The following is an 18,779-nucleotide window of genomic DNA, read 5'->3' on the forward strand; positions in this document are numbered from 1 at the left end:
CTGGGGAACAAGCGTGGAGGAGATACGGCTGCGACATGAACTTCTCGCCGCCGGTGTACCTATCGACCCAAATTACGAAGTTCTTCACGAAGCATCCGGCCGGGTGCTGCAGTGCGACATGGTGTGTTCGGCTTGGAACGTGATAATCGAGTTTGACGGAAACAGATTTCACAAGATGCCGGACAGTTTTGAGAAGGACGGTCGCAAGACGAGACTCCTTGAGGAGCAAGGCTGGACCGTGATCCGCGTGCGCGAAGACTTGCCTGCGATCAGCCAACACGACGTCGTAGTAGCGCTCCATTCGAGTGAAGTCGCGCGGGCGAAGGCTGTCCTCACGAAACTAAGAAGTCTCGGCTTCAACCCGCCCGAATATGACAGCTACCTCACGACAGACGGACCGTGGGACAACAGCGACGTGTCCGCGTACATCAAGCGGCGACGGATCGACAAGTCACTCGCGACCCTTCACCCTGACCTTGCGGCGCAATGGGATCCGCAGAAGAACGGCGCACTGACACCGGAAGATGTGACGGCAGGTAGCGGCGCGCGACCCTGGTGGATCTGTCCCGACTGCGGACATAGCTGGGCTGCAAACGTCTACAGCAGGGCGAGCGGAGGGCACGGATGCCCAAAATGCCGTCGAAGAAAATCCTCGAAGCACTGCAAATAGAGTCCAAAGCGCCACTCCTTCAACTGAGCTTCTGCTGCGTGAACCCTACGCCAAGTGCGGGTTCGCAATTCAGTCCTGCGACGACCCCAGTTCCTCCTAGCGTTGGCCGACGCGCTAAACCAGGCCGGCCTCGCCCTGGCCGAAGCGCAGTGGCGGGCCCGTAAGTGACCAATTGGCTACCCGACTGACCTTGGGTGCAGCCTTTGCGGCGACGGCCGCACTGCCGGCGCCTCCCCCAGCACCGCCGCACCCACCTGTACGACAGCCGATCTGTACCCGCCAGGGGGCTATGGCTGCTCGACCACTCCGGGCGCCGGAGTCTCACTCCGGGCCACCAATTCGGGCCCTGGGACATGCACCAGTGGCCCGTTCCAGGTCGGTACGCGCTGCCGAGGCGCCTATTACCCCCTCACTCCCCGGCGGGTCTGCCCACCAGTGCGTCCAGTACCCGATCGATGAAACGGTCGGCGTGACCACGAAGGCTGTCGTTCGCGTGTTGGGTCGTGTCGACCTCGATCGCAGGCCCCGATGTGAAGCGCACCGCCACGGCACGCCGGTACGTCCGCTCCCCGAAAGCGTCCACCGAACCCCAGGCGTTGACCTCGACCCCAGCGACCTGGCTCAGCGGCCGGATCACCGCAGCCAGATTCTGTTCCTCCGCGGCGTCCGCGATGTAGTCCAGCTGCCCGATCGCGTGCCCGTCGATCCATACAAGACGGCCCTGCTGATCTGGCAGCTTCTCGCGGGCGAAGCCTTCAACCGGCCATCGCCTGACCAGCTCGCCGATCTGCTCGACCACGATCCGCGGCGGTCGCGACCAGTCCGGGAATACGTCCCTGGCTATCTGCCGGAGTCGGTCTTCGTTCGCCATGGACGTCAAGGTAACCCGAATCGGTTACCTGCTCGAAAGCAGCGGGTTACGGGGCGGACGAGTTGGCCTGTAAGCCGGATTCTGTCCCGCACCACTGATGCGGTGCGGCGGCGACCATCCATCTGGGCACACCGTCGCCGGGTACCTCAAGCGGCCTACCCGCAGATTCGGGCGAGCAGCCCTCAAACACCTGCGCGACCGCACCGAGATGCGGTCTTCTTGGCCTTGCTTCGGGTGGGGTTTACCAAGCCGTCCCGGTCACCCGGAACGCTGGTGCGCTCTTACCGCACCGTTTCACCCTTACCACCTTGCGGTGGCGGTCTGTTTTCTGTGGCACTGTCCCGCGAGTCACCTCGGATTGCTGTTAGCAATCACCCTGCTCTGTGAAGTCCGGACTTTCCTCGACCCGCTGTACGCGAGCCGCGGCCGCCCGGCCAACTCGTCCGCGCTGAACACCGTACCGGCAAGCTTCCGCGCAGACCAGCCGGCGCAATGCTGCAGCGCTGGCGCACACTCTTGTAATGACGACGACCACGACGCTGACGCGCTGGGAGCGGCGGGTGGATGCCGGCGACTGGGACGCCGTCGCCGCCGAACTCGACGAGTGCGGCGGCGCCCTGCTGCCGCGGCTGCTGACGGTTGCCGAGGCCGCGCGGTTGCGGCGTTGCTACGGCGACGACGAGCGCTTCCGCGCCACCGTCGACATGCAGCGTCATCGCTACGGGTCCGGGCAATACCGCTATTTCGCGACACCGGCACCCGATCCCGTCGATGCGCTCAAGCGGGCGCTGTACCCGCGCCTGTTGCCGATCGCCCGGGACTGGGCGACCCGGCTGGGCCGTGAGGCGCCGTGGCCCGACGACTTCGACGAGTGGCTGGAACAGTGCCACCGGGCCGGTCAGACCAAACCCACCGCCCTGATGTTGCACTACGGCCCCGGCGACTGGAACGCATTGCACCGGGACCTGTACGGCGACTTGGTGTTTCCCCTCCAGGTGGTGATCAACCTCAGCGACCCGGCCGCCGATTACACCGGGGGTGAGTTCCTGCTCGTCGAGCAGCGCCCGCGTGCACAGTCTCGGGGCGTGGCCGTGCAGTTGCCGCAGGGGCACGGTTATGTGTTCACCACCCGCGATCGCCCGGTGCGCTCCACCCGCGGCTGGTCGACGGCGCCGGTGCGCCACGGTGTCTCACCGATCCGCTCGGGTGAGCGCTTCACCCTGGGGCTGATCTTTCACGACGCCGCTTGACTCGTGCCCCCGGTCCGCCGCAACAGGATCACGTTGTCGGTCAGCACTCCGGTCTGGCCGTCGGGCCCGACGGCGTCGCGCTCGGCGGTCCCGAGCCGCAACAGCTCCCACTGCGCGTCATCGACGCCCAGCCCGGCCAGTACCTCGTCGGCAGTGGCGAAGTGATGCTCGTGGACGTGCTCGCCGGCCCACGGCGGCGCGGCGCCGTGGTCGACGATCAGCAGGCATCCCCCCACCGCCACGGCGTCGGCCGCGCGGCGTAGCGCCGCCTCGCGGTCCAGTGGCACCGGCGAGTGCAGGAATTGCGCCGACACCAGGTCGAATCGGCCGGCGGGGAAACTGGTGGACAGATCGTGGCGCTCGAAGCGGATACGCGAGATCACCTGGCGCTCTTGGGCGGCGGCGCGGGCCCGCTCCAGCGCGTTGGCCGAGACATCGACCGCCACCACCTGCCAGCCGTCCTCGGCCAGCCAGATCGCGTCGGCGCCCTCACCGCAGCCCAGATCCAATGCCCGGCCCGGGGCCAGGTCGGCGGTGATCTCGGCGAGCTGAATGTTGACTCGCCCACTCCACACCGGATCATCGCCACCGTAGAACTCGTCCCAGAATTCGCGCGGGTCGCGCACTGCGTCCGTCATCGGCCCATGTTCCCTTCGTTCATTCGGGGCGGCAGCGGTAATCCGTAATCGTCGGCGGCCAGGCTCTGCACCACCGCCGCCGCGGCGCGGGAGCCCGCCGCGATCGCGGCGGCCACCTGCGGCATCTCCCCCGTCAGGTCCCCCGCGGCAAAGATCCCGGGAATCGAGGTGCGGCACAACGGATCGACGTCGACCGGGTCGTGGGCCACCCGACCGGGTGCCGCGATTGCCACGCCGAGGCGCTCGGCCAATTGATTGCCCTGCTGCAGGGCCGTCGCGACCAGCAGTCCACGCCTGGGCAACCGCTCCCCGTCGGCGAACACCACCGCCGACAGCTCTCCGTCGTGCGCGTCCAGCGCCGCCACCGGCCGCTCGTCTACCCGGATGCCGGCGCCGGTCAGGAGGCTGCGCTCGTCCGCACCGAGCTCGGCCGGGCCTCCGGTGAGAACCACGATGTCGTCACTCCAGCACCGCAGCAGCAGAGCCAGATGAACGGCCCGAGCGCCGTCGGCCAGCACCGCCAACGGCAGATCCCGCACTTCCCAGCCGTGGCAGAACGGGCAGTGGAACACCGAACGGCCCCACAGCTCCGCCATGCCGGGCAGATCCGGCCGCAGGTAGCTCATCCCGGTGGCCAGTAGCACGCGGCGAGTTCGTTCTTCGCCACCGCCGTCCAGCCGCACCACGAACTCGCCGTCGGCGCCCTCGATGTCCGCCACGTCACCGGACCGGATCTGCACACCGTACGAGGCGAGTTCGTCCCGGCCGAGCGCATAGAGCTCGGCCGGCGGGCGGCCATCGTGGCCCAGCAGGCCGCCGATTCCGTGCGCGCTGCGGTTGCTCTGCTGGCCCGCGTCGATCAGCAGGGTGTTGCGCCGGGCTCGGCCCAACACCAGACCGGCGCTGAGCCCGGCCGCGCCGCCGCCCACCACAATGCAATCCCAGATTTCGCTCATGCCCCCGAGCTTGCAGGTCGGCGTCAGTCGCTGGCAAGCTAATTTGCTATGCAGGCAAGCACTGACGACGGTGGTGTAGATCTGCGGGTGCGCCGTCGGCTACGCGAGCTGCGCACCCAGCAGGGGCTGACCCTGGAGGACGTGGCGACACGCGCCGGTATCGATGTCTCGACGTTGAGCAGGCTGGAATCGGGCAAGCGGCGCCTGGCGCTGGACCATCTGCCCCGACTGGCCGAGGCACTGTCGGTCAGCACCGACGAATTGCTGCGCGCCCCGCAGCACCAGGACCCGCGGGTGCGGGGTACCTCGCACAGCCACAACGGCATCACCTATTGGCCGCTGACCCGGCACGGGCCGGCCGGGGGTTTGCATGCCTTCAAGATCCGTATCGGGGTGCGCCGCCGACGCCCAGCCGAGTTGCCGGTGCACGAGGGCCACGAGTGGATGTACATGCTGTCCGGCCGGCTCCGGTTGGTGCTGGGCGACGACGATTTCCTGATCGGGCCCGGTGAGGCGGTCGAGTTCTCCACCTGGACACCGCATTGGTTCGGTGCCGTCGACGGTCCTGCCGAGGCGATCGTGATCTTCGGAACCCATGGTGAACGCGTGCACCTGCACGACTGACGGGCGGGCCAGCGGCTACAGGTAGGCCGTCTGATTCACCAGGCGCACCGACGCGGGCCCGTCACCGTAGAACTCGGCAATGCTCAGCGACGCCAGGTCCAGGTGCAGCCGGTACAAGATGGCGGGGCCGGCATCCAGCGCCAGGCGCAGCACAGTCTTGATCGGTGTCACGTGCGACACCACCAGCACGGTGTTGCCGGCGTAATCGGCGACGATTCGATCGCGTGCCCGCAGCACCCGCTGCTGCACGGCGTCGAAACTCTCCCCGTCGGGTGGCTGCGTGGAGGTGTCCTTCAGCCAGCGTCGGTGCAGGTCGGGATCGCGCTCGGCGGCCTCGGCGAAGGTCAGCCCTTCCCAGGCCCCGAAGTCGGTTTCGGTCAGGTCCTCATCGACCCTCACGTCCAACCGCAGCAGCCTGGCCGCCGCCTCGGCGGTGTCGCGGCAGCGCTGCAGCGGTGAGCTGATGACCGCCGCGATACCGCCGCGCTCGGCCAGGAAGCGCGCCGCCGCATCGGCCTGCCGCCGCCCGGTGTCGGTCAGCGGCGGGTTGCCGCGTCCGGAGTAGCGCCGGTTCACCGAGAGTTCGGTCTGCCCGTGTCGCAGCAGGAGCAGCCGAGTCGCCGTTCCCGTCGCGCCGGTCCAGCCGGGAGCCGTGGGGGCAGGCGCGGGGGCAGGTGCGGAAGCCTGCTGCGCCGACTTCGGTGCCGGCCTGTCGATCCCCGCAGCGGCGTCCATCGCCTCGTTGGCCAGCCGGTCGGCATGGGAATTCTTCTCCCGCGGAATCCAGGAGTAGCGAACGTGGTCGAACCTCGACGCCAGCTCGCGAGCCTGCCGGTGCAGCGTGATCAGGTCCGGATGCTTGACCTTCCACCGGCCGGCCATCTGTTCGACCACCAGCTTGGAGTCCATGAACACCCCGACTTCGGCGGCACCCAACCGGGCCGCCTCGGTCAATCCCGCGACCAGGCCCCGGTATTCGGCGACGTTGTTGGTGGCAACCCCGATGGCCTCCTTGGCCTCGGCGAGCACCTCGGAGCGATCGGCGGACCACACCACCGCCCCGTAGCCGGCCGGGCCCGGGTTTCCGCGTGACCCGCCGTCGGCTTCAACGACGACTTTCATCCGACTACCTTCACCGGCCAGCGCATTAACCGAAGTCCTTGACCCGCAGCAGGATCGCGTTGCACTCCGGGCAACGGAGCACCTCTTCGGGTGCCGCTGCCGAGATCCGGGCCAGCTGACCGCGGTCGATCTCGATCCGGCAGGCGCCGCACTGTCCCCCACGTAACGGTCCTGCGCCGACCCCACCGGACGCCCGCTGCCGCTCATAGAGCGCCAACAGCTCGTCGTCGATCGTGGCGGCCAACGTGTCGCGGCTGGCTGCGCGCTCGCCGCGGGTGGTCTCGATCTCGGCCAGGGCCGAGTTCAGCGCTTCCTGTACCCGAGCCAAATCGGCGGCCAGGCCTTCGATCACGGTTGATTCCGCGTTCGCCTGGGTCTGCAGTTGCTCACGCTGCTCCATCAACTCCAGCAGCGAGTCCTCCAGGCTGGACTGGCGCTTCTGCAGCGTCTCCAGCTCATGCTGCAGATCGACGACCTGCTTGGCGGCGGCCTGCCCGGAGTCCAGCAGGGCGCGGTCGCGGTCCTCACGCTGGCGCACCGCGTCGATCTCCGACTCGAAACGACCGGCTTGGGCGTCCAAGTCCTCCAAGGCCAACTCCAGCGCGGCCAGCCGGTCGGCGGCCGCGGTGTGCTCGGCCTGGATGCGCTCGCGGTCCTGCTGCTCGGGAAGATTCCTGGCGCGGTGCGCGTTCCGGGCCAGCTCGGCATCCAGCTCCAACAATTCCAGTAGCGAACGTTGTTGAGCGACAGCAGCCTTCATGACCGATCTCCTTCATGCGCGAGGTTCCAGGGGTCGGTGCGCAGCGTGCTGACACGCACCGGCAACGTCGCATCGAAATGCGCGGACAGTACGTCGGCGGCCTGGGCGCACCAGGGGTATTCACTGGCCCAGTGGGCCACGTCGACCAGCGCCATCGCAGACCGGCGGGAATGCTCGTCAGCCGGATGGTGACGCAGGTCCGCGGTGACATAGACCTGGGCGTCGGCGGCGGCCGCCGCGTCCAGCAGGGAGTCCCCGGCGCCACCGCAGACCGCCACCCGCGAGACCTGCAGATCAGGGTCGCCCGAGGCGCGCACACCCCAGGAGGTGGCCGGCAGACCCGCGGCGACGCGGGCGACGAACGCGCTCAACGGCTCCGGGGTCGCCAGACTGCCGACCCGGCCGATCCCCACCCCGGCGGGCAGCGGCTGCAACGCGAAGATGTCGAACGCCGGTTCTTCGTAGGGGTGGGCGGCCAGCAGCGCCGCGTGAATCGCCCCGCGGGCCCGCGCCGGCGCCACCACTTCGACGCGGTCCTCGGGAACGCGCTCCACCTCGCCCACTCGGCCGATTGTCGGCGTCGCACCGTCGCCGGGCAGGAACTGGCCGGTGCCCGGCACACTCCAACTGCACTGTGCGTAGTCACCGATATGGCCCGCGCCGGCTGCGAACACCGCGGCCCGGACCGTCTCGGCGTGCCCTGCCGGGGTGTAGATCACCCATTTGTCGGTGTCGGCGCGCGGACCGGCCGGCTCCAGCACGGAATCCACGGTCAGCCCGAGTGCTGCCGCGAGCGCGTCAGAGACCCCGGGCGAGGCCGCGTCGGCATTGGTGTGGGCGGTGAACAGCGCGCGACCGGTCCGGATCAGCCGGTGCACCAACGAGCCCTTGGGGGTGCTGGCCGCCACGGTGTCCACCCCGCGCAGCAGCAGCGGATGGTGAGCCAGCAGCAGGCCGCCGTCGGGCACCTCGTCGACCACCGCCGATGTGGCGTCCACGGCGATCGTCACCGAGCTCACCAGATCGTCGGGGTCACCGCAGACCAGCCCGACCGAGTCCCAGGAGTGGGCCAGCCCGGGCGGGTAGGCCGCATCCAGTACGTCAATGACGTCAGCCAGCCGCGCGGTCACACTGCAAGACAGTAGTGCGCCACCCGGCGAGCTCTCCGCGCACGTCGGGGACAATGGGACCGTGACGCGCACGAGCACCGCCGCCGCCGAATTGGTGATCTTCGACCTCGACGGCACCTTGACCGACTCCGCGGCCGGGATTGTCGCCAGCTTCCGGCACGCGCTGGACCACATCGGCGCGCCGATTCCCGAGGGCGATCTGGCTGCGCAGCTGGTCGGCCCACCGATGCACCACACGCTGTCCGCGATGGGCCTCGGCGAACAGACCGAGGCCGCGATCGCCGCCTACCGCGCCGACTACACCAGCCGCGGGTGGCAGATGAACACCATCTTCGACGGCGTGACTGCGCTGCTGGGCGACCTGCGGGCCGCCGGGGTCCGGTTGGCCGTGGCCACCTCCAAAGTCGAGCCGACCGCATGCAAGATCCTGGCGCATTTCGGGCTCGACGGTTATTTCGAGGTGGTTGCCGGGGCCAGCGTCGATGGCGCGCGGGCCGAGAAGGCCGACGTGGTGGCCCATGCGCTGGATCAGCTGGCACCGCTGCCGGAGCGGGTGCTCATGGTGGGCGATCGGCGGCACGATGTGGACGGTGCGGCCGCGCACGGCATCGGCACCGTGCTCGTCGGCTGGGGCTATGGACGGTCCGACTACGACAACACAGCCATCGACGACACTCCGGTCCAAGTCGAGACCATCACCGAACTACGGGAGGTACTCGGTGTCTGAGCTGCTTCATGTCACCTTCGTCTGCACCGGCAACATCTGCCGCTCGCCGATGGCTGAGAAGATGTTCGCCCATCAGATCGCCGAACGGGGCTTGGACCGCGCGGTGCGGGTGAGCAGTGCCGGTACTGCCGGCTGGCATATCGGGAAGGGCGCCGACGAGCGCACCAACCGGGTGCTGCGCGCACACGGCTACCCCGTCGACCACTTCGCCGCGCAGTTCGGCGATGAACACGCGTCTGCCGACCTGGTGGTGGCATTGGCCCGCAACCACATCCGGCTGCTGCAGGATCTCGGTGCGCCGGCCGAGCGGATCCGAATGCTGCGGTCCTTCGACCCGCGCTCGGGTGCGGTTGCCCTTGACGTCGACGACCCCTACTACGGCGATCTAGACGATTTCGAGGACTCGTACACGGTGATAGCGGCCGCCTTGCCCGGACTGCACGCCTGGGTCGACGAGCGGCTGAGCTGATGCGACGCCCGGCCTTCCTGCTGCGCCCGAGCTGGCTGGCCCTGGCGGCGGTGGTGCTGGGCTTCGCCTACCTGTGCTTCACCGTGCTCGCCCCATGGCAACTGGGCAAGAACACCACCACGTCCCGCGCGAACAGCCAGCTCGAACACGCGCTGACCGCCGAGCCCGTGCCGGTGACCACGCTGCTGCCGCACCAAGATTCGTCCGCACCGGACGAGCAATGGCGGCCGGTGACCGCCACCGGGCATTACCTGGCCGAAGCGCAGGTGCTGGTGCGGCTGCGAGTGATCGACGGGTCGCCGGCAGTGGAGGTACTGACGCCGTTCACCGTCAAGGACGGGCCGACGGTGCTGGTAAATCGCGGCTACGTGCACACCGAGGGTGGCGGTTCGCGGCTGCCGGAGATTCCGCCGCCACCGGACGCCGAGGTCACCATCACCGCGCGGTTGCGTGACTCGCAGGGCGCCATTCCGGGTAAAAACCCATTCACCGAGAATGGTTTTCGCCAGATCTACTCGATCGACACCGAGCAGGTCGCGACGTTTACCGGCGTTCCGCTGACCGGGTCCTACCTGCAGCTGGTCGACGGCCAACCCGGCGGCTTGGGCGTGATCGCGCTGCCGCGCCGCGACAATGGCCCGTTCCTGTCGTACGGGATTCAGTGGATCGCGTTCGGGATCCTGGCACCAATTGGTCTGGGGTACTTCGCGTTCGCCGAGCTGCGGGCACGCCGGGCCGAGCGCTCCGCGGCTGAGTCTGATCCGGGCGAGGCCGACTCGGGTGAGCCCGCGCCGCCGATGACCGTCGAACAGAAGCTCGCCGATCGGTACGGCCGGCGCCGGTAGAGCACCGACAGCGCTATGCCATCCTGGGGCGATGGTGAACATCTCGGGTGTCGGGATCTGGAGCGCGCCGCTGCGCTACGGCGATCAGGGCGAGGCCGCCGACGCGGCTGCGGAGTTGGAGGAACTGGGCTTCGGCACGCTGTGGATCCCCGACGTCGGCGGACCGGTGTTCGACGCGGTGGGCAACCTGCTGTCCGCCACCCGCACCGCGGTCATCGCCACCGGCATCCTGAACCTGTGGATGCACGCCCCGGCCGATGTCGCGGCGTCCTACGCATCGCTGACCGCGGCACACGGTGATCGGTTCCTGCTCGGTATCGGGGTCAGCCATGCTCCGCTGATCGACGCCGGCGATCCCGGGCGCTACCGCCGCCCGCTGCGCGCCATGAGCGAGTTTCTCGACGGGCTCGATGCCGCCGAGGCGCCCGTCCCGGTCCAGTCACGGGTGCTGGCCGCGCTGGGCCCGAAGATGCTGGAGCTGGCCGCTTCCCGTAGCCGCGGCGCCCACCCCTACCTGACCACCCCCGAGCACACCCGGTTTGCCCGCGAGCAGCTCGGCGAGGGACCGTTGCTGTTGCCGGAGCAGACCGCAATCTTGTGCGCCAGCCGCGATGAAGCACGCGCGATCGGCACCAAGTGGTTGTGCTCCTACCTGGCACTGCCCAACTACGCCAACAACCTGCTGCGGTCAGGTTTCACCGAGGACGACATCGCGTCGGTCAGCGATCGGTTGTTCGACGCGATCATCGCCTGGGGCACCCCGGAGGCCGTCATCGATCGGATCGCCGAGCACCGGGCCGCCGGCGCCGACCACATCTGCGTGCAACTGCTCGACGCCGACCCGCGCGCGTTCCCGCGGGAGCAGTGGCGGCAGCTGGCCGCGGCGCTGGGCTGATCTCAGCCGACGGAACGCTCTGCGCCCGACCAGAACTGGGCTCGCACCGCCTTCTTGTCCGGCTTGCCCAACGCGGTCACCGGCACCGACTCGGCGACGATCACCTGCTTGGGTGACTGGACCGAACCCTTGCGCTCCTTGACCGCGGACTGGATCTCAGCGGTCATGGCGGCTATCGCAGCATCATCGCTGTCGATACCCGGACGCAGCACCACCACGGCGGTCACGGCCTCGCCCCACTTCTCGTCGGGGGTTCCGATCACGCACACCTGGGCCACCGATGGGTGCTCGGCGATGACGTCCTCGACCTCGCGGGGGAACACGTTGAAGCCGCCGGTGACGATCATGTCCTTGGTGCGGTCGACGATGTAGTAGAAGCCGTCTTCATCTTCGCGGGCCAGGTCGCCGGTGTGCATCCAGCCGTCCTTGAACGTGTCGGCGGTGGCCTCCGGCAGCTTCCAGTAGCCGCCCGACAGCAGCGGCCCGGACACGCAGATCTCGCCGACCTCACCGCGCGGCACCGGGTTACCGTCGTCGCCCAGCAGGGCCACCCGGGCGAACAGTGTCGGTCGGCCGCATGAGGTGAGTCGCTTCTGGTCGTGGTCGCCCTTGGCCAGGTAGGTGATCACCATCGGCGCCTCGGACTGGCCGTAGTACTGGGCGAAGATCGGGCCGAACCGGTCGATGGCCTCCTGGAGCCGGACGGGGTTCATCGCCGAGGCGCCGTAGTACACCGTCTCCAGCGACGACAGGTCGCGAGTGTGCGAGTCCGGGTGATCCATCAGCGCGTAGATCATCGACGGCACCAGCATGGTGGCGGTGATCTTCTGCTCCTCGATCACCCGCAGCACCTCGGCCGGGTCGAATTTGGTCAGCACCACCAGCTCACCGCCCTTGACGATCGTCGGCACGAAAAACGCTGCGCCCGCGTGCGACAGCGGGGTGCACATCAGGAACTTCGGGCGCTCCGGCCACTCCCACTCGGCGAGCTGGATGGTCGTCATCGCCGTGATGGACCCCACGGTGCCGATGACGCCCTTCGGCTTGCCGGTGGTGCCGCCGGTGTAGGTGAGGCCGCCGATGTGATCTGTGGCCAGGTCGGCGGCCACCAGCGGCTGCGGGTCGTACTTGGCCGCCTCCGCGGCCAGGTCGATGGCCTTGCCTTCGAGCTCCGGTGGCACCGGCCCGATGGTCAGCACCTGTTGCAACGTCGGCACCTTCTCGAGCAGGCCCAGGGCGCGCTCCACGAAAGCCGGTGTGGGATCGATGATCAGCGCGCTGACTTCGGCGTCGGCCAGCACGTAGGCATGGTCGTCCAGCGAACCCAGCGGGTGCAGCGCCGTGCGACGGTGGCCCTGGATCTGGCCGGCGCCGATGATCATCAACACCTCGGGGCGGTTCAGGGACAGCAGGCCGAACGTGTCGGCGCCGAGCGCCCCGAACGCCTGGATGTACTGACTGATGCGCTGCGCGAGCTGGCCACCGGTCAACGTGGTGTCGCCGAGGAACAGCACCGGTTTGTCCCTGTTGCGCTTGAGGCCGCCGATGGTGAGATGCCCGGAGTGAATGGGCTGGCGCATGGACTGCGTCGACATCGGGCTACCTCCGTTAGTGCGTTGACGACCTGCCCGCTGGACACTACCGACCGCCCCATCCACCGCTGGGACGAGCCGAGGGTTGACACCCCACAGGCCCCAAGGCTTATTATCTGCGTATGCATGCAGATACTGGTCCAGCAGATCGGTTGCCGGAGGATCAGGTCGGCCTGATCGTCGAGGTGTTCCGAATGTTGGCCGACGCCACCCGCGTACAGGTGCTGTGGGCGCTGACCAGCCGGGAAATGTCGGTGAACGAACTCGCCGAGCATGTGGGCAAGCCGGCGCCGTCGGTGTCACAGCACCTGGCGAAACTGCGGATGGCGCGGCTGGTGCGTACCCGCCGCGAGGGCACCACGATCTTCTACAGCATGGAGAACGAGCACGTCTGCCAACTGGTCACCGACGCCGTCTTCAACGCTGAGCATGCCGGCCCGGGGGTGCCGCCGCATCACCGCGCCGCCAAGAACCTCCCGGCTGCGGCCGGGGAGGCGTTGCCCGACTTGCGGCAGCGCGCCATCGAACAAGGGAGATGAGCCACCCATGTCGCACCACAACCATGAGCACGATTCACCGCATGCACACGAGCACACCCATGGCGACCTGACGCACACCCACCCGCACGACGCTCATGAGCACGAGCACGTCGAGCATGAGCATGAGCACACCCACGACGACGGGACCGTGCACAGCCATCCGCACGCTCACCAGGTGGGCTTGGAGCATGCCGGCCACACGCATTCGCACTGAGCACTAACTTTGGTGGGCGCGGACGGTATCGAACCGCCGACCGCTGGTGTGTAAAACCGTTTCAGGGTGCTGGTAGATACCCCGTGGCGGTATGTGAACTGCGGAATAGCTTCACTGTAGTTCACGGTAGTTATCTGTGACTGTGGGCAGATTGTGGGCACGGCGGGGGCACGAACGCCGGTTACAGACGTCGGGTGGTGCAGCTGGCGGGTCGGGTGCAGGAACACGCTCGGGGGAAAGGTACCCGTCATGGAGTGCCCTTGCCGGGGTCATGGCTCTCCGGTTGACACCCGGCCCGCCTGGTCTACGAGGCGGTTCCCGGTTCCCGCAATAGGTGTTGGGAACCGGGAACCGCCCGGTCTAGCGCGCCCGCACCCGATACCGGTTGAGGACGAACTGCTCGGCCAGCGACCAGCCGGTGAAGCCGCCGCGGATGCTGCGGCTGAACACTCCGGCAGTCTCGTCCACGGCGATCTGGGCACCGTTGGCAGCGAGCCGAGCGGCCGCGGTGGTGATCACCGCAGCCAGCTCGTCGTTCGGCTCACCGTTGCTGAAGCCGTTGCCGCGGGTGTAGGCCCGGACCATGACCGTGATGACGCTGACGATCTGCTCAAGATCGCCGGCCGCCAGCGCGGTCACGTCGGCCGCGTCGACCTCGGCCACTATCAGGCCTCGGTCAGCAGCGTGACGGCCTTGTCCTGCAGCAGGCCCACGTCCCAGCGGCTGACCACGCGGATGCCGATGGAGTCGTAGTCACCCCAGGTCTGGTCGAGGATTTTGACCTCGGCGTTCACGTCGCGGGCAACGACCACCTTGGAGAAGTCGACCAGCCCGACACGGGCCTTGCCGGGTGCGGTACCGCTGTTGGGGATGCGGTCGGTGACGATCACCGGCAGGCCAAGCAGCCGCAGGTCGGTGCCGTTCTGGATCGTGTTGGGGTCGATCACGTACCGCTTGTCGGTGGTGCCGACCTTGATCTTGCGGATCGCGGCGAAGCTGGCCGGGGTCATCACCCAATGCGACGGGGTGACGTGATTGCCCTGGGCCTTGGCCAGGCCGTCGATCAGGCTGTCGGGGTCTGCCAGGTCCAGGGTGCCGGTGGCGATCCCGCTGGCCTTGAAGATGCCCTTGACGGTGTTCGTGGTGCCTGCACCGTCCCACAGGGCACTGTCGAGGGCATTGGCCACGTCGGTGACCAGGCGGGTCCGCAGCACGGCCTCCAGGCCGACCACGCTGGTGCGGATCAGCTCATTGGACAGGCGGACCAGAACCTTGAGGCCCTTCAGGGTCGACGGCAGCAGGGTCACCTCGTCGAAACCGACATCGCCGTCGGTGATCTGGGCGCCCTCGGCGACGAATCCGGCGCTGACACCGCTGGTGATGCGGGGAACGCGCACGGGGCTGCTGGAGTCGAGGACGACGGGGCCGGCGGCCAGGAACGTGCTGGCCTGTTCCAGTGGCTGCACGAGCAGGCTGGCGACCTGGGACTGAATGAGAGTGGAGTTGTCTCCGGTGACTTCGATGGTCATGGGTTGTCCTAACGGTTTGCGATGGGATTCGGAATACCCGTGCCGCCAGGACAGTGAAGGGGTCGCACACCAGGCGCGACCCCTTCATCATATACCCCCCGGGGGTTAGGTTCGTTCCTTGAGCATCCCCAGCAGGGAGAAGTCGCCGCCACCGTTGCCGTGCTGGCCCTGACCGATGTCGCCCACCGGTCGCCGTGACGCCAGATGCGGCTTGGCGGTAAGCAGCTCGTCGACCGCACCAGCCAATTTGTCGGGGTCGGCAAGATGGTCCTCGTCGAACTCGAGGTCGCTGGGATCGGCGAGGCGGCCGGTGGCCCTCACCAGTTCGGTGTGCAGGCGGTGGGCCAGATCGTCGGCCCGCTGGGCGCGCTGGCGGTACTTGCCGTTCTCCTGGCGCAGTTTCTCGACGACCTCGCGGGGGAAGGTGTCGTCCTCGGTTTCGTCACCTGACGTTTCCGGGGCCTCGGTGTCGACCTGTTCGACAGCCTCGTCGGGTTCGGTGGTGATGTCGTTATCCATTGCGGTGCAACCTTTCTGTGAACTTCGTTTCCTTGATGTGTTCGGCCAGCACGATGCGCTGAGAACAGTTGCAGCCCTTGTGTGTGGGCATCGGGTGATCGGCGGGCCAGATGCGGCCGTCCCTGGCCCACCACGTACAGAGCTGGCAGGGATCGTCGTCGAACTCGCGGACCCATCCCTGAACTAACACCTGTTTGGTCATTGCCTCGGTTGTTGCCCGCTGACCGGCCTCCAGGGGTTCGGAGTGCCCGACCCGGCCGGTCTGCATCCGGCCCTCGTCGGCGTCGATCTCGCGGTGCCGGAACCGCCCGAAGATCGTGCCCACCGCTCGGCGTAATCGGGGGAAGTGATCTCGCGGAGTGATGCCGGTGGTCGGGGTCGGTTGACGGGTGGCCTCCTCGATCTGCCGCGACAACCAACGGTCGGCCAGCCCGACCGCCCGTGCGATCCCGACGTTCACCGCCTGGGCGATCAGGTCGGCGGCCACGTCCTCGACGAGGTCGCCATCGGTGTGCGCCACCCATAACCAGGTCGCCCGGTCACGGGTCGCGTTCGCCAGCTGCATCGTGGCGGCCTGGTATTCGCCGATCAGGGTCATGCTGGCCTGCCAAGGTCGAGGCCAGCGGTGTCGAGGGCTTCGGCGCGGCGGGCGACCCTGATCTCGGCGATCTCGTCGGCGGTGTATCCGAGCTTCGCCAGCGCCGTGGACACCGGCAGCAGACCAGCCTGGTGCAGCTTCACTACGGCGTCGGCCTCCTGGGCGACGGATCGGGTTGCGGCATCAGCCCACTGGACCCGCACGTCGTCGATCAACTGCGGATCACGACCATCCCGGACGGCGATCATCAGCTTGCCCACCTGCTCCCAGGACCGGCCGAACGTGGCCTGTCGTGCCTCAGCGCGGGCCGTCAGTGATGCCTCGGCGGCACGGAGCGCGTCGGCGGATGCCGGGTTATCGGTGAACACCCCGACGTAATGCGCGGGAAGCGTTGATACAGCCATGATCTGACCGAGGATCACCCGCACGCTGGCCTCGTAGCCCACCAGGTCCGCCGAGGCGAGCTGTCCGAACTTGGCGTCGGGGCTCTCGCTGATCATCGCCCGCGCAGATTCCGGCACCGGGTTAACCGCCACCGTCTCCCCGGTGTCGTTGCCCTCGTCATCAAGCACCGGTTCCTCGGTCAGTTCGATGCCGGTGGCCCACCGTCGTGGTCGGCCGACGTACTCGGAAGTGACCATCATGTCGGCGAGACTCTTGTTCAGCGCGTCCACCAGTGGCATCAGGTCGTCGATCTCGGAGTGTCCGCGGCCGTCGAACTCGCTATGCCAGTGGCGGTCGAGGATGCGATCAGAGTTGTGCAGCCTGACGACGGGGACGATGCCAAGCGGGTTGGCGATCTCGTCGGCGATCTTGAAGCCCGACCCGACCGCACCGATCTGATTGGCGACCAGGCGGGTGATCCGATCCGGCTCATACATAACCGCCGTCGAGGTCTTGGCGATCCGATCCTCCCAGCGTTTCACCGCGGCGGTGATCTGCCGGGTGCCCGGATCGACTAGGACGGTGACTTGCTTGGCGCTCTCCACCGTCACCTTCGGCCGGCCGAGCTGATCGGCCCAGACGATCGCGTAGCTGTCGCCCAGCAGCAGGGCCTCCCGGTGCGCCACCGGGGCGAGTTGGTCGAGATCGTTACGCACCCAGTCCTCCCACAACTGCGCGTCAGAGAATCCGGTGATCCGCAGCCGTTCGGCCAGTGCGGTCACCGCCAGGCGCGGGACGTTCGATGCCATGCGGCCGAAGCGGGTACCCAAGGCCGTGCGGGCCTCCGGCGACAGGAATGCCAAGGGCTGCCTGCCCTCGTAGTAACGGTCCAGCTCGGCGTAGCGATGCGCTGAGGCATCGAGCTTCTGAAGTAGGTAGGTCAGTTGATCGGTCATGCTGCGAAACTCCTTGTCTTGGAACGCTTCTTACGGGTTGCACGCCAGGTGGCGCGACTGTGAGCCATCACCAAACAGGCGGCGAGGTCGATCTTGGCGGCGCTGCGCGAACGGGATGCTTTGGCCAGGCGCATCCCACGCGGGTCTTCGGAGATCACCGCGTTGGCGACGTGCTGGGCCAGGATCGGATTACCGGAGTGCGACAGCTTGCCGTTGACAGCCGCCGAGTACAGGTCCGTGGTCGCCGCGGTTAACCGACTCGGTGAGTGCGGGAACTCCACTACTGGAAGCCGTTCGGCCTCCAGGGCTTGCAGGGTGCGGGTCCAGCGGAACGGGTCCGCGATGATCTCGACGACCTGGTAGCGGCGGCAGGCATCCCGGATCGTCTGCTCCACCTCGGCCACCGGCACCCGGTAGGACTCATCGCCGTTGGGGCGCTCCCACACTCGCAACACATCAAAGTGCGGTTCGGTGGCGACGGTACCCAGCAGCAAGGCGGTCGTGTCATCGGAGAACGACCCGTCGAGGGCCAGGACCACCGCGGCGTCGTCGGCGATGGGCTCCCCGGTCGACAGGCCATCCCATACCCCGGCCGGCAGGAACTTGCCGGTGGTGTCGGTGACGAACTGGCACAACCGTGCCCGCCTAAACGTCGCCTCGCGGGTCTTCGGCGGCATCAGGGCGTGGAGGGCGTCACGGTGCAGGAAGTCGTCCAGGGCCGGGTTGGCGAGCTTCCAGCAGTGTTCGCAGTCGACCGGGTGATCCTCGAAGCCGGCCGCGGTGTGTTCCCGCCACACCAGCGACGTATCACCCGGATTGGTCAGGGCATAGCTGCGGAGATCGGCGAGCACGTTGTCATGTGGCATCGGGCCCGGGGTTCCGATGCCGACGAGCGTCGAGGTTTGACGCTTGCCCTGGGCCAGGGTCAGTACCTCGTAGGAGTCGCGGTTGACCACGCCGATCTCATCCAAGATCGCCAGCGAGTAGTCCAGGCCCTCTAGGCGCTTCGCCTCGGCGGGCAGGCAGTGGAACTGGGCATCGCGCTCCGGGATCACCAGGCGCTCCTTGAACACCTGACACCGGGAGGCCAGCTCGTCGTCCAGCTCCACGATCCGGCGGGCAATGTTGAACACGATGCCGGCCTGGCGCTCGTCGACCGCGACAACCACAACCGTGGCACCCTCGCCGCCCTCAAACAGCTCGTAGATCCCCCACGCCGCCATCAGCGTCGACTTGCCCTGACCACGCGGCAGCATCCATCCTGCGGTGCGCGGCCGGGGATCAGCGTCGAGCACCGACCCGACCAGCTCGATCTGCCAGGACCGCAACTTCATTGGAGATAACGCTCCGGTCCCCTTCGGCACCCTGACGAACGTCTCGCAGAACTTGGCGAAGCGGGCCGCACCCGTCGACCGTGGCCGCCAGGGCAACACGCTGGGATCAACCGCAGCCTTCGGCCCCGCCTTCATGGCATGCTCCAGGCGTGAAGCT

At 67.8% G+C, this 18,779-nt stretch carries 22 protein-coding genes and 1 other RNA gene; 9 read left to right on the plus strand and 14 right to left on the minus strand.

From position 1 onward, the window contains the following. Window positions 1–13 precede the first annotated feature (13 nt). Window positions 14–670 carry a zinc-ribbon domain-containing protein gene (locus tag BN4346_RS49100; protein WP_235653666.1) on the plus strand — a complete coding sequence of 219 codons (657 nt, stop codon included), beginning with the start codon at window positions 14–16 and terminating at the stop codon, window positions 668–670. A 409-nt stretch (window positions 671–1,079) separates the two neighbouring features. On the opposite strand, the gene BN4346_RS38830 is transcribed toward BN4346_RS49100, so the two are convergent. Both BN4346_RS38830 and rnpB read right to left on the minus strand, forming a co-directional pair. Then, window positions 1,080–1,541, minus strand: a complete 462-nt coding sequence (locus tag BN4346_RS38830) for a hypothetical protein (protein ID WP_067974085.1) — start codon at window positions 1,539–1,541, stop codon at window positions 1,080–1,082. A 54-nt stretch (window positions 1,542–1,595) separates the two neighbouring features. Continuing rightward, window positions 1,596–1,983: RNase P RNA component class A (rnpB, locus tag BN4346_RS38835), an RNA gene on the minus strand. Window positions 1,984–2,062: 79 nt separating this feature from the next. On the opposite strand from rnpB, the gene BN4346_RS38840 reads away from it, so the two are divergent. Next, window positions 2,063–2,791, plus strand: a complete 729-nt coding sequence (locus BN4346_RS38840; protein WP_096867550.1) for a 2OG-Fe(II) oxygenase — start codon at window positions 2,063–2,065, stop codon at window positions 2,789–2,791. On the opposite strand, the gene BN4346_RS38845 is transcribed toward BN4346_RS38840, so the two are convergent. Both BN4346_RS38845 and BN4346_RS38850 read right to left on the minus strand, forming a co-directional pair. Continuing rightward, on the minus strand, window positions 2,776–3,429 hold the full coding sequence (locus BN4346_RS38845; RefSeq protein ID WP_208863252.1) for a class I SAM-dependent methyltransferase: 654 nt from the start codon (window positions 3,427–3,429) through the stop codon (window positions 2,776–2,778). The genes BN4346_RS38840 and BN4346_RS38845 overlap by 16 nt on opposite strands. Continuing rightward, on the minus strand, window positions 3,426–4,385 hold the full coding sequence (locus tag BN4346_RS38850) for an NAD(P)/FAD-dependent oxidoreductase (RefSeq protein WP_067974087.1): 960 nt from the start codon (window positions 4,383–4,385) through the stop codon (window positions 3,426–3,428). The genes BN4346_RS38845 and BN4346_RS38850 overlap by 4 nt, the downstream gene beginning before the upstream one ends. Window positions 4,386–4,433: 48 nt before the next feature. Here BN4346_RS38850 and BN4346_RS38855 point away from each other — a divergent pair, with 48 nt between their 5' ends. Further along, window positions 4,434–5,009, plus strand: a complete 576-nt coding sequence (locus BN4346_RS38855) for a helix-turn-helix domain-containing protein (RefSeq protein WP_067974090.1) — start codon at window positions 4,434–4,436, stop codon at window positions 5,007–5,009. A gap of 15 nt (window positions 5,010–5,024) precedes the next feature. Here the strand turns inward: BN4346_RS38855 and BN4346_RS38860 are convergent, their stop codons facing one another. Genes BN4346_RS38860 through BN4346_RS38870 form a run of 3 tightly spaced genes read right to left on the minus strand, consistent with a single transcriptional unit; the run spans window position 5,025 to window position 8,021 of the window. After that, a complete protein-coding gene (locus tag BN4346_RS38860) occupies window positions 5,025–6,131 on the minus strand; it encodes a bifunctional RNase H/acid phosphatase (protein ID WP_067974094.1) in 1,107 nt (368 codons plus the stop codon). A 25-nt stretch (window positions 6,132–6,156) separates the two neighbouring features. Then, complete coding sequence (locus BN4346_RS38865; RefSeq protein ID WP_067974097.1) at window positions 6,157–6,891, minus strand: zinc ribbon domain-containing protein; 735 nt, start codon at window positions 6,889–6,891, stop codon at window positions 6,157–6,159. Beyond that, a complete protein-coding gene (locus BN4346_RS38870; RefSeq protein WP_067974100.1) occupies window positions 6,888–8,021 on the minus strand; it encodes a Nif3-like dinuclear metal center hexameric protein in 1,134 nt (377 codons plus the stop codon). Before BN4346_RS38870 ends, BN4346_RS38865 begins: the two co-directional genes overlap by 4 nt. A 61-nt stretch (window positions 8,022–8,082) precedes the next feature. On the opposite strand from BN4346_RS38870, the gene BN4346_RS38875 reads away from it, so the two are divergent. The 4 genes from BN4346_RS38875 to BN4346_RS38890 are packed head-to-tail and all read left to right on the plus strand — an operon-like array spanning window position 8,083 to window position 10,957. Beyond that, window positions 8,083–8,748, plus strand: a complete 666-nt coding sequence (locus BN4346_RS38875; protein WP_067974104.1) for an HAD hydrolase-like protein — start codon at window positions 8,083–8,085, stop codon at window positions 8,746–8,748. Continuing rightward, window positions 8,741–9,217: a low molecular weight protein-tyrosine-phosphatase gene (locus BN4346_RS38880; RefSeq protein WP_067974107.1), complete on the plus strand. Its 477-nt coding sequence runs from the start codon at window positions 8,741–8,743 to the stop codon at window positions 9,215–9,217. The genes BN4346_RS38875 and BN4346_RS38880 overlap by 8 nt, the downstream gene beginning before the upstream one ends. Further along, window positions 9,217–10,062: an SURF1 family cytochrome oxidase biogenesis protein gene (locus BN4346_RS38885; RefSeq protein WP_067974110.1), complete on the plus strand. Its 846-nt coding sequence runs from the start codon at window positions 9,217–9,219 to the stop codon at window positions 10,060–10,062. Before BN4346_RS38880 ends, BN4346_RS38885 begins: the two co-directional genes overlap by 1 nt. Before the next feature lie 34 nt (window positions 10,063–10,096). Continuing rightward, window positions 10,097–10,957, plus strand: coding sequence for an LLM class F420-dependent oxidoreductase (locus tag BN4346_RS38890; RefSeq protein WP_067974456.1), 861 nt, complete (start codon window positions 10,097–10,099; stop codon window positions 10,955–10,957). A 2-nt stretch (window positions 10,958–10,959) separates the two neighbouring features. On the opposite strand, the gene fadD8 is transcribed toward BN4346_RS38890, so the two are convergent. Continuing rightward, on the minus strand, window positions 10,960–12,552 hold the full coding sequence (gene fadD8 / locus BN4346_RS38895; protein WP_067974113.1) for a fatty-acid--CoA ligase FadD8: 1,593 nt from the start codon (window positions 12,550–12,552) through the stop codon (window positions 10,960–10,962). A 119-nt stretch (window positions 12,553–12,671) separates the two neighbouring features. Here fadD8 and BN4346_RS38900 point away from each other — a divergent pair, with 119 nt between their 5' ends. Both BN4346_RS38900 and BN4346_RS38905 read left to right on the plus strand, forming a co-directional pair. Further along, a complete protein-coding gene (locus tag BN4346_RS38900; RefSeq protein ID WP_067974115.1) occupies window positions 12,672–13,088 on the plus strand; it encodes an ArsR/SmtB family transcription factor in 417 nt (138 codons plus the stop codon). Between the two features lie 7 nt (window positions 13,089–13,095). Continuing rightward, window positions 13,096–13,302 (plus strand): zinc transporter Slc39a7, encoded by a 207-nt coding sequence (locus BN4346_RS38905; RefSeq protein ID WP_078058715.1) that lies wholly within the window; start codon window positions 13,096–13,098, stop codon window positions 13,300–13,302. Between the two features lie 360 nt (window positions 13,303–13,662). On the opposite strand, the gene BN4346_RS38910 is transcribed toward BN4346_RS38905, so the two are convergent. The 6 genes from BN4346_RS38910 to BN4346_RS38935 form a co-directional block, all read right to left on the minus strand. After that, window positions 13,663–13,965: a hypothetical protein gene (locus BN4346_RS38910; protein WP_078058716.1), complete on the minus strand. Its 303-nt coding sequence runs from the start codon at window positions 13,963–13,965 to the stop codon at window positions 13,663–13,665. A 2-nt stretch (window positions 13,966–13,967) separates the two neighbouring features. Beyond that, window positions 13,968–14,831: a phage major capsid protein gene (locus BN4346_RS38915; RefSeq protein WP_067974121.1), complete on the minus strand. Its 864-nt coding sequence runs from the start codon at window positions 14,829–14,831 to the stop codon at window positions 13,968–13,970. Between the two features lie 105 nt (window positions 14,832–14,936). Next, on the minus strand, window positions 14,937–15,350 hold the full coding sequence (locus BN4346_RS38920) for a hypothetical protein (protein WP_067974123.1): 414 nt from the start codon (window positions 15,348–15,350) through the stop codon (window positions 14,937–14,939). Beyond that, window positions 15,343–15,948, minus strand: a complete 606-nt coding sequence (locus tag BN4346_RS38925; protein ID WP_067974126.1) for a hypothetical protein — start codon at window positions 15,946–15,948, stop codon at window positions 15,343–15,345. Before BN4346_RS38925 ends, BN4346_RS38920 begins: the two co-directional genes overlap by 8 nt. Then, on the minus strand, window positions 15,945–17,288 hold the full coding sequence (locus tag BN4346_RS38930; protein ID WP_067974129.1) for a phage portal protein: 1,344 nt from the start codon (window positions 17,286–17,288) through the stop codon (window positions 15,945–15,947). The genes BN4346_RS38925 and BN4346_RS38930 overlap by 4 nt, the downstream gene beginning before the upstream one ends. Further along, window positions 17,285–18,757 carry a terminase large subunit domain-containing protein gene (locus tag BN4346_RS38935; RefSeq protein WP_067974130.1) on the minus strand — a complete coding sequence of 491 codons (1,473 nt, stop codon included), beginning with the start codon at window positions 18,755–18,757 and terminating at the stop codon, window positions 17,285–17,287. The genes BN4346_RS38930 and BN4346_RS38935 overlap by 4 nt, the downstream gene beginning before the upstream one ends. Window positions 18,758–18,779 lie beyond the last annotated feature (22 nt).

The organism is Mycolicibacter icosiumassiliensis, assembly GCF_900078685.2.
Taxonomy (GTDB): Bacteria; Actinomycetota; Actinomycetes; order Mycobacteriales; family Mycobacteriaceae; genus Mycobacterium; species Mycobacterium icosiumassiliensis.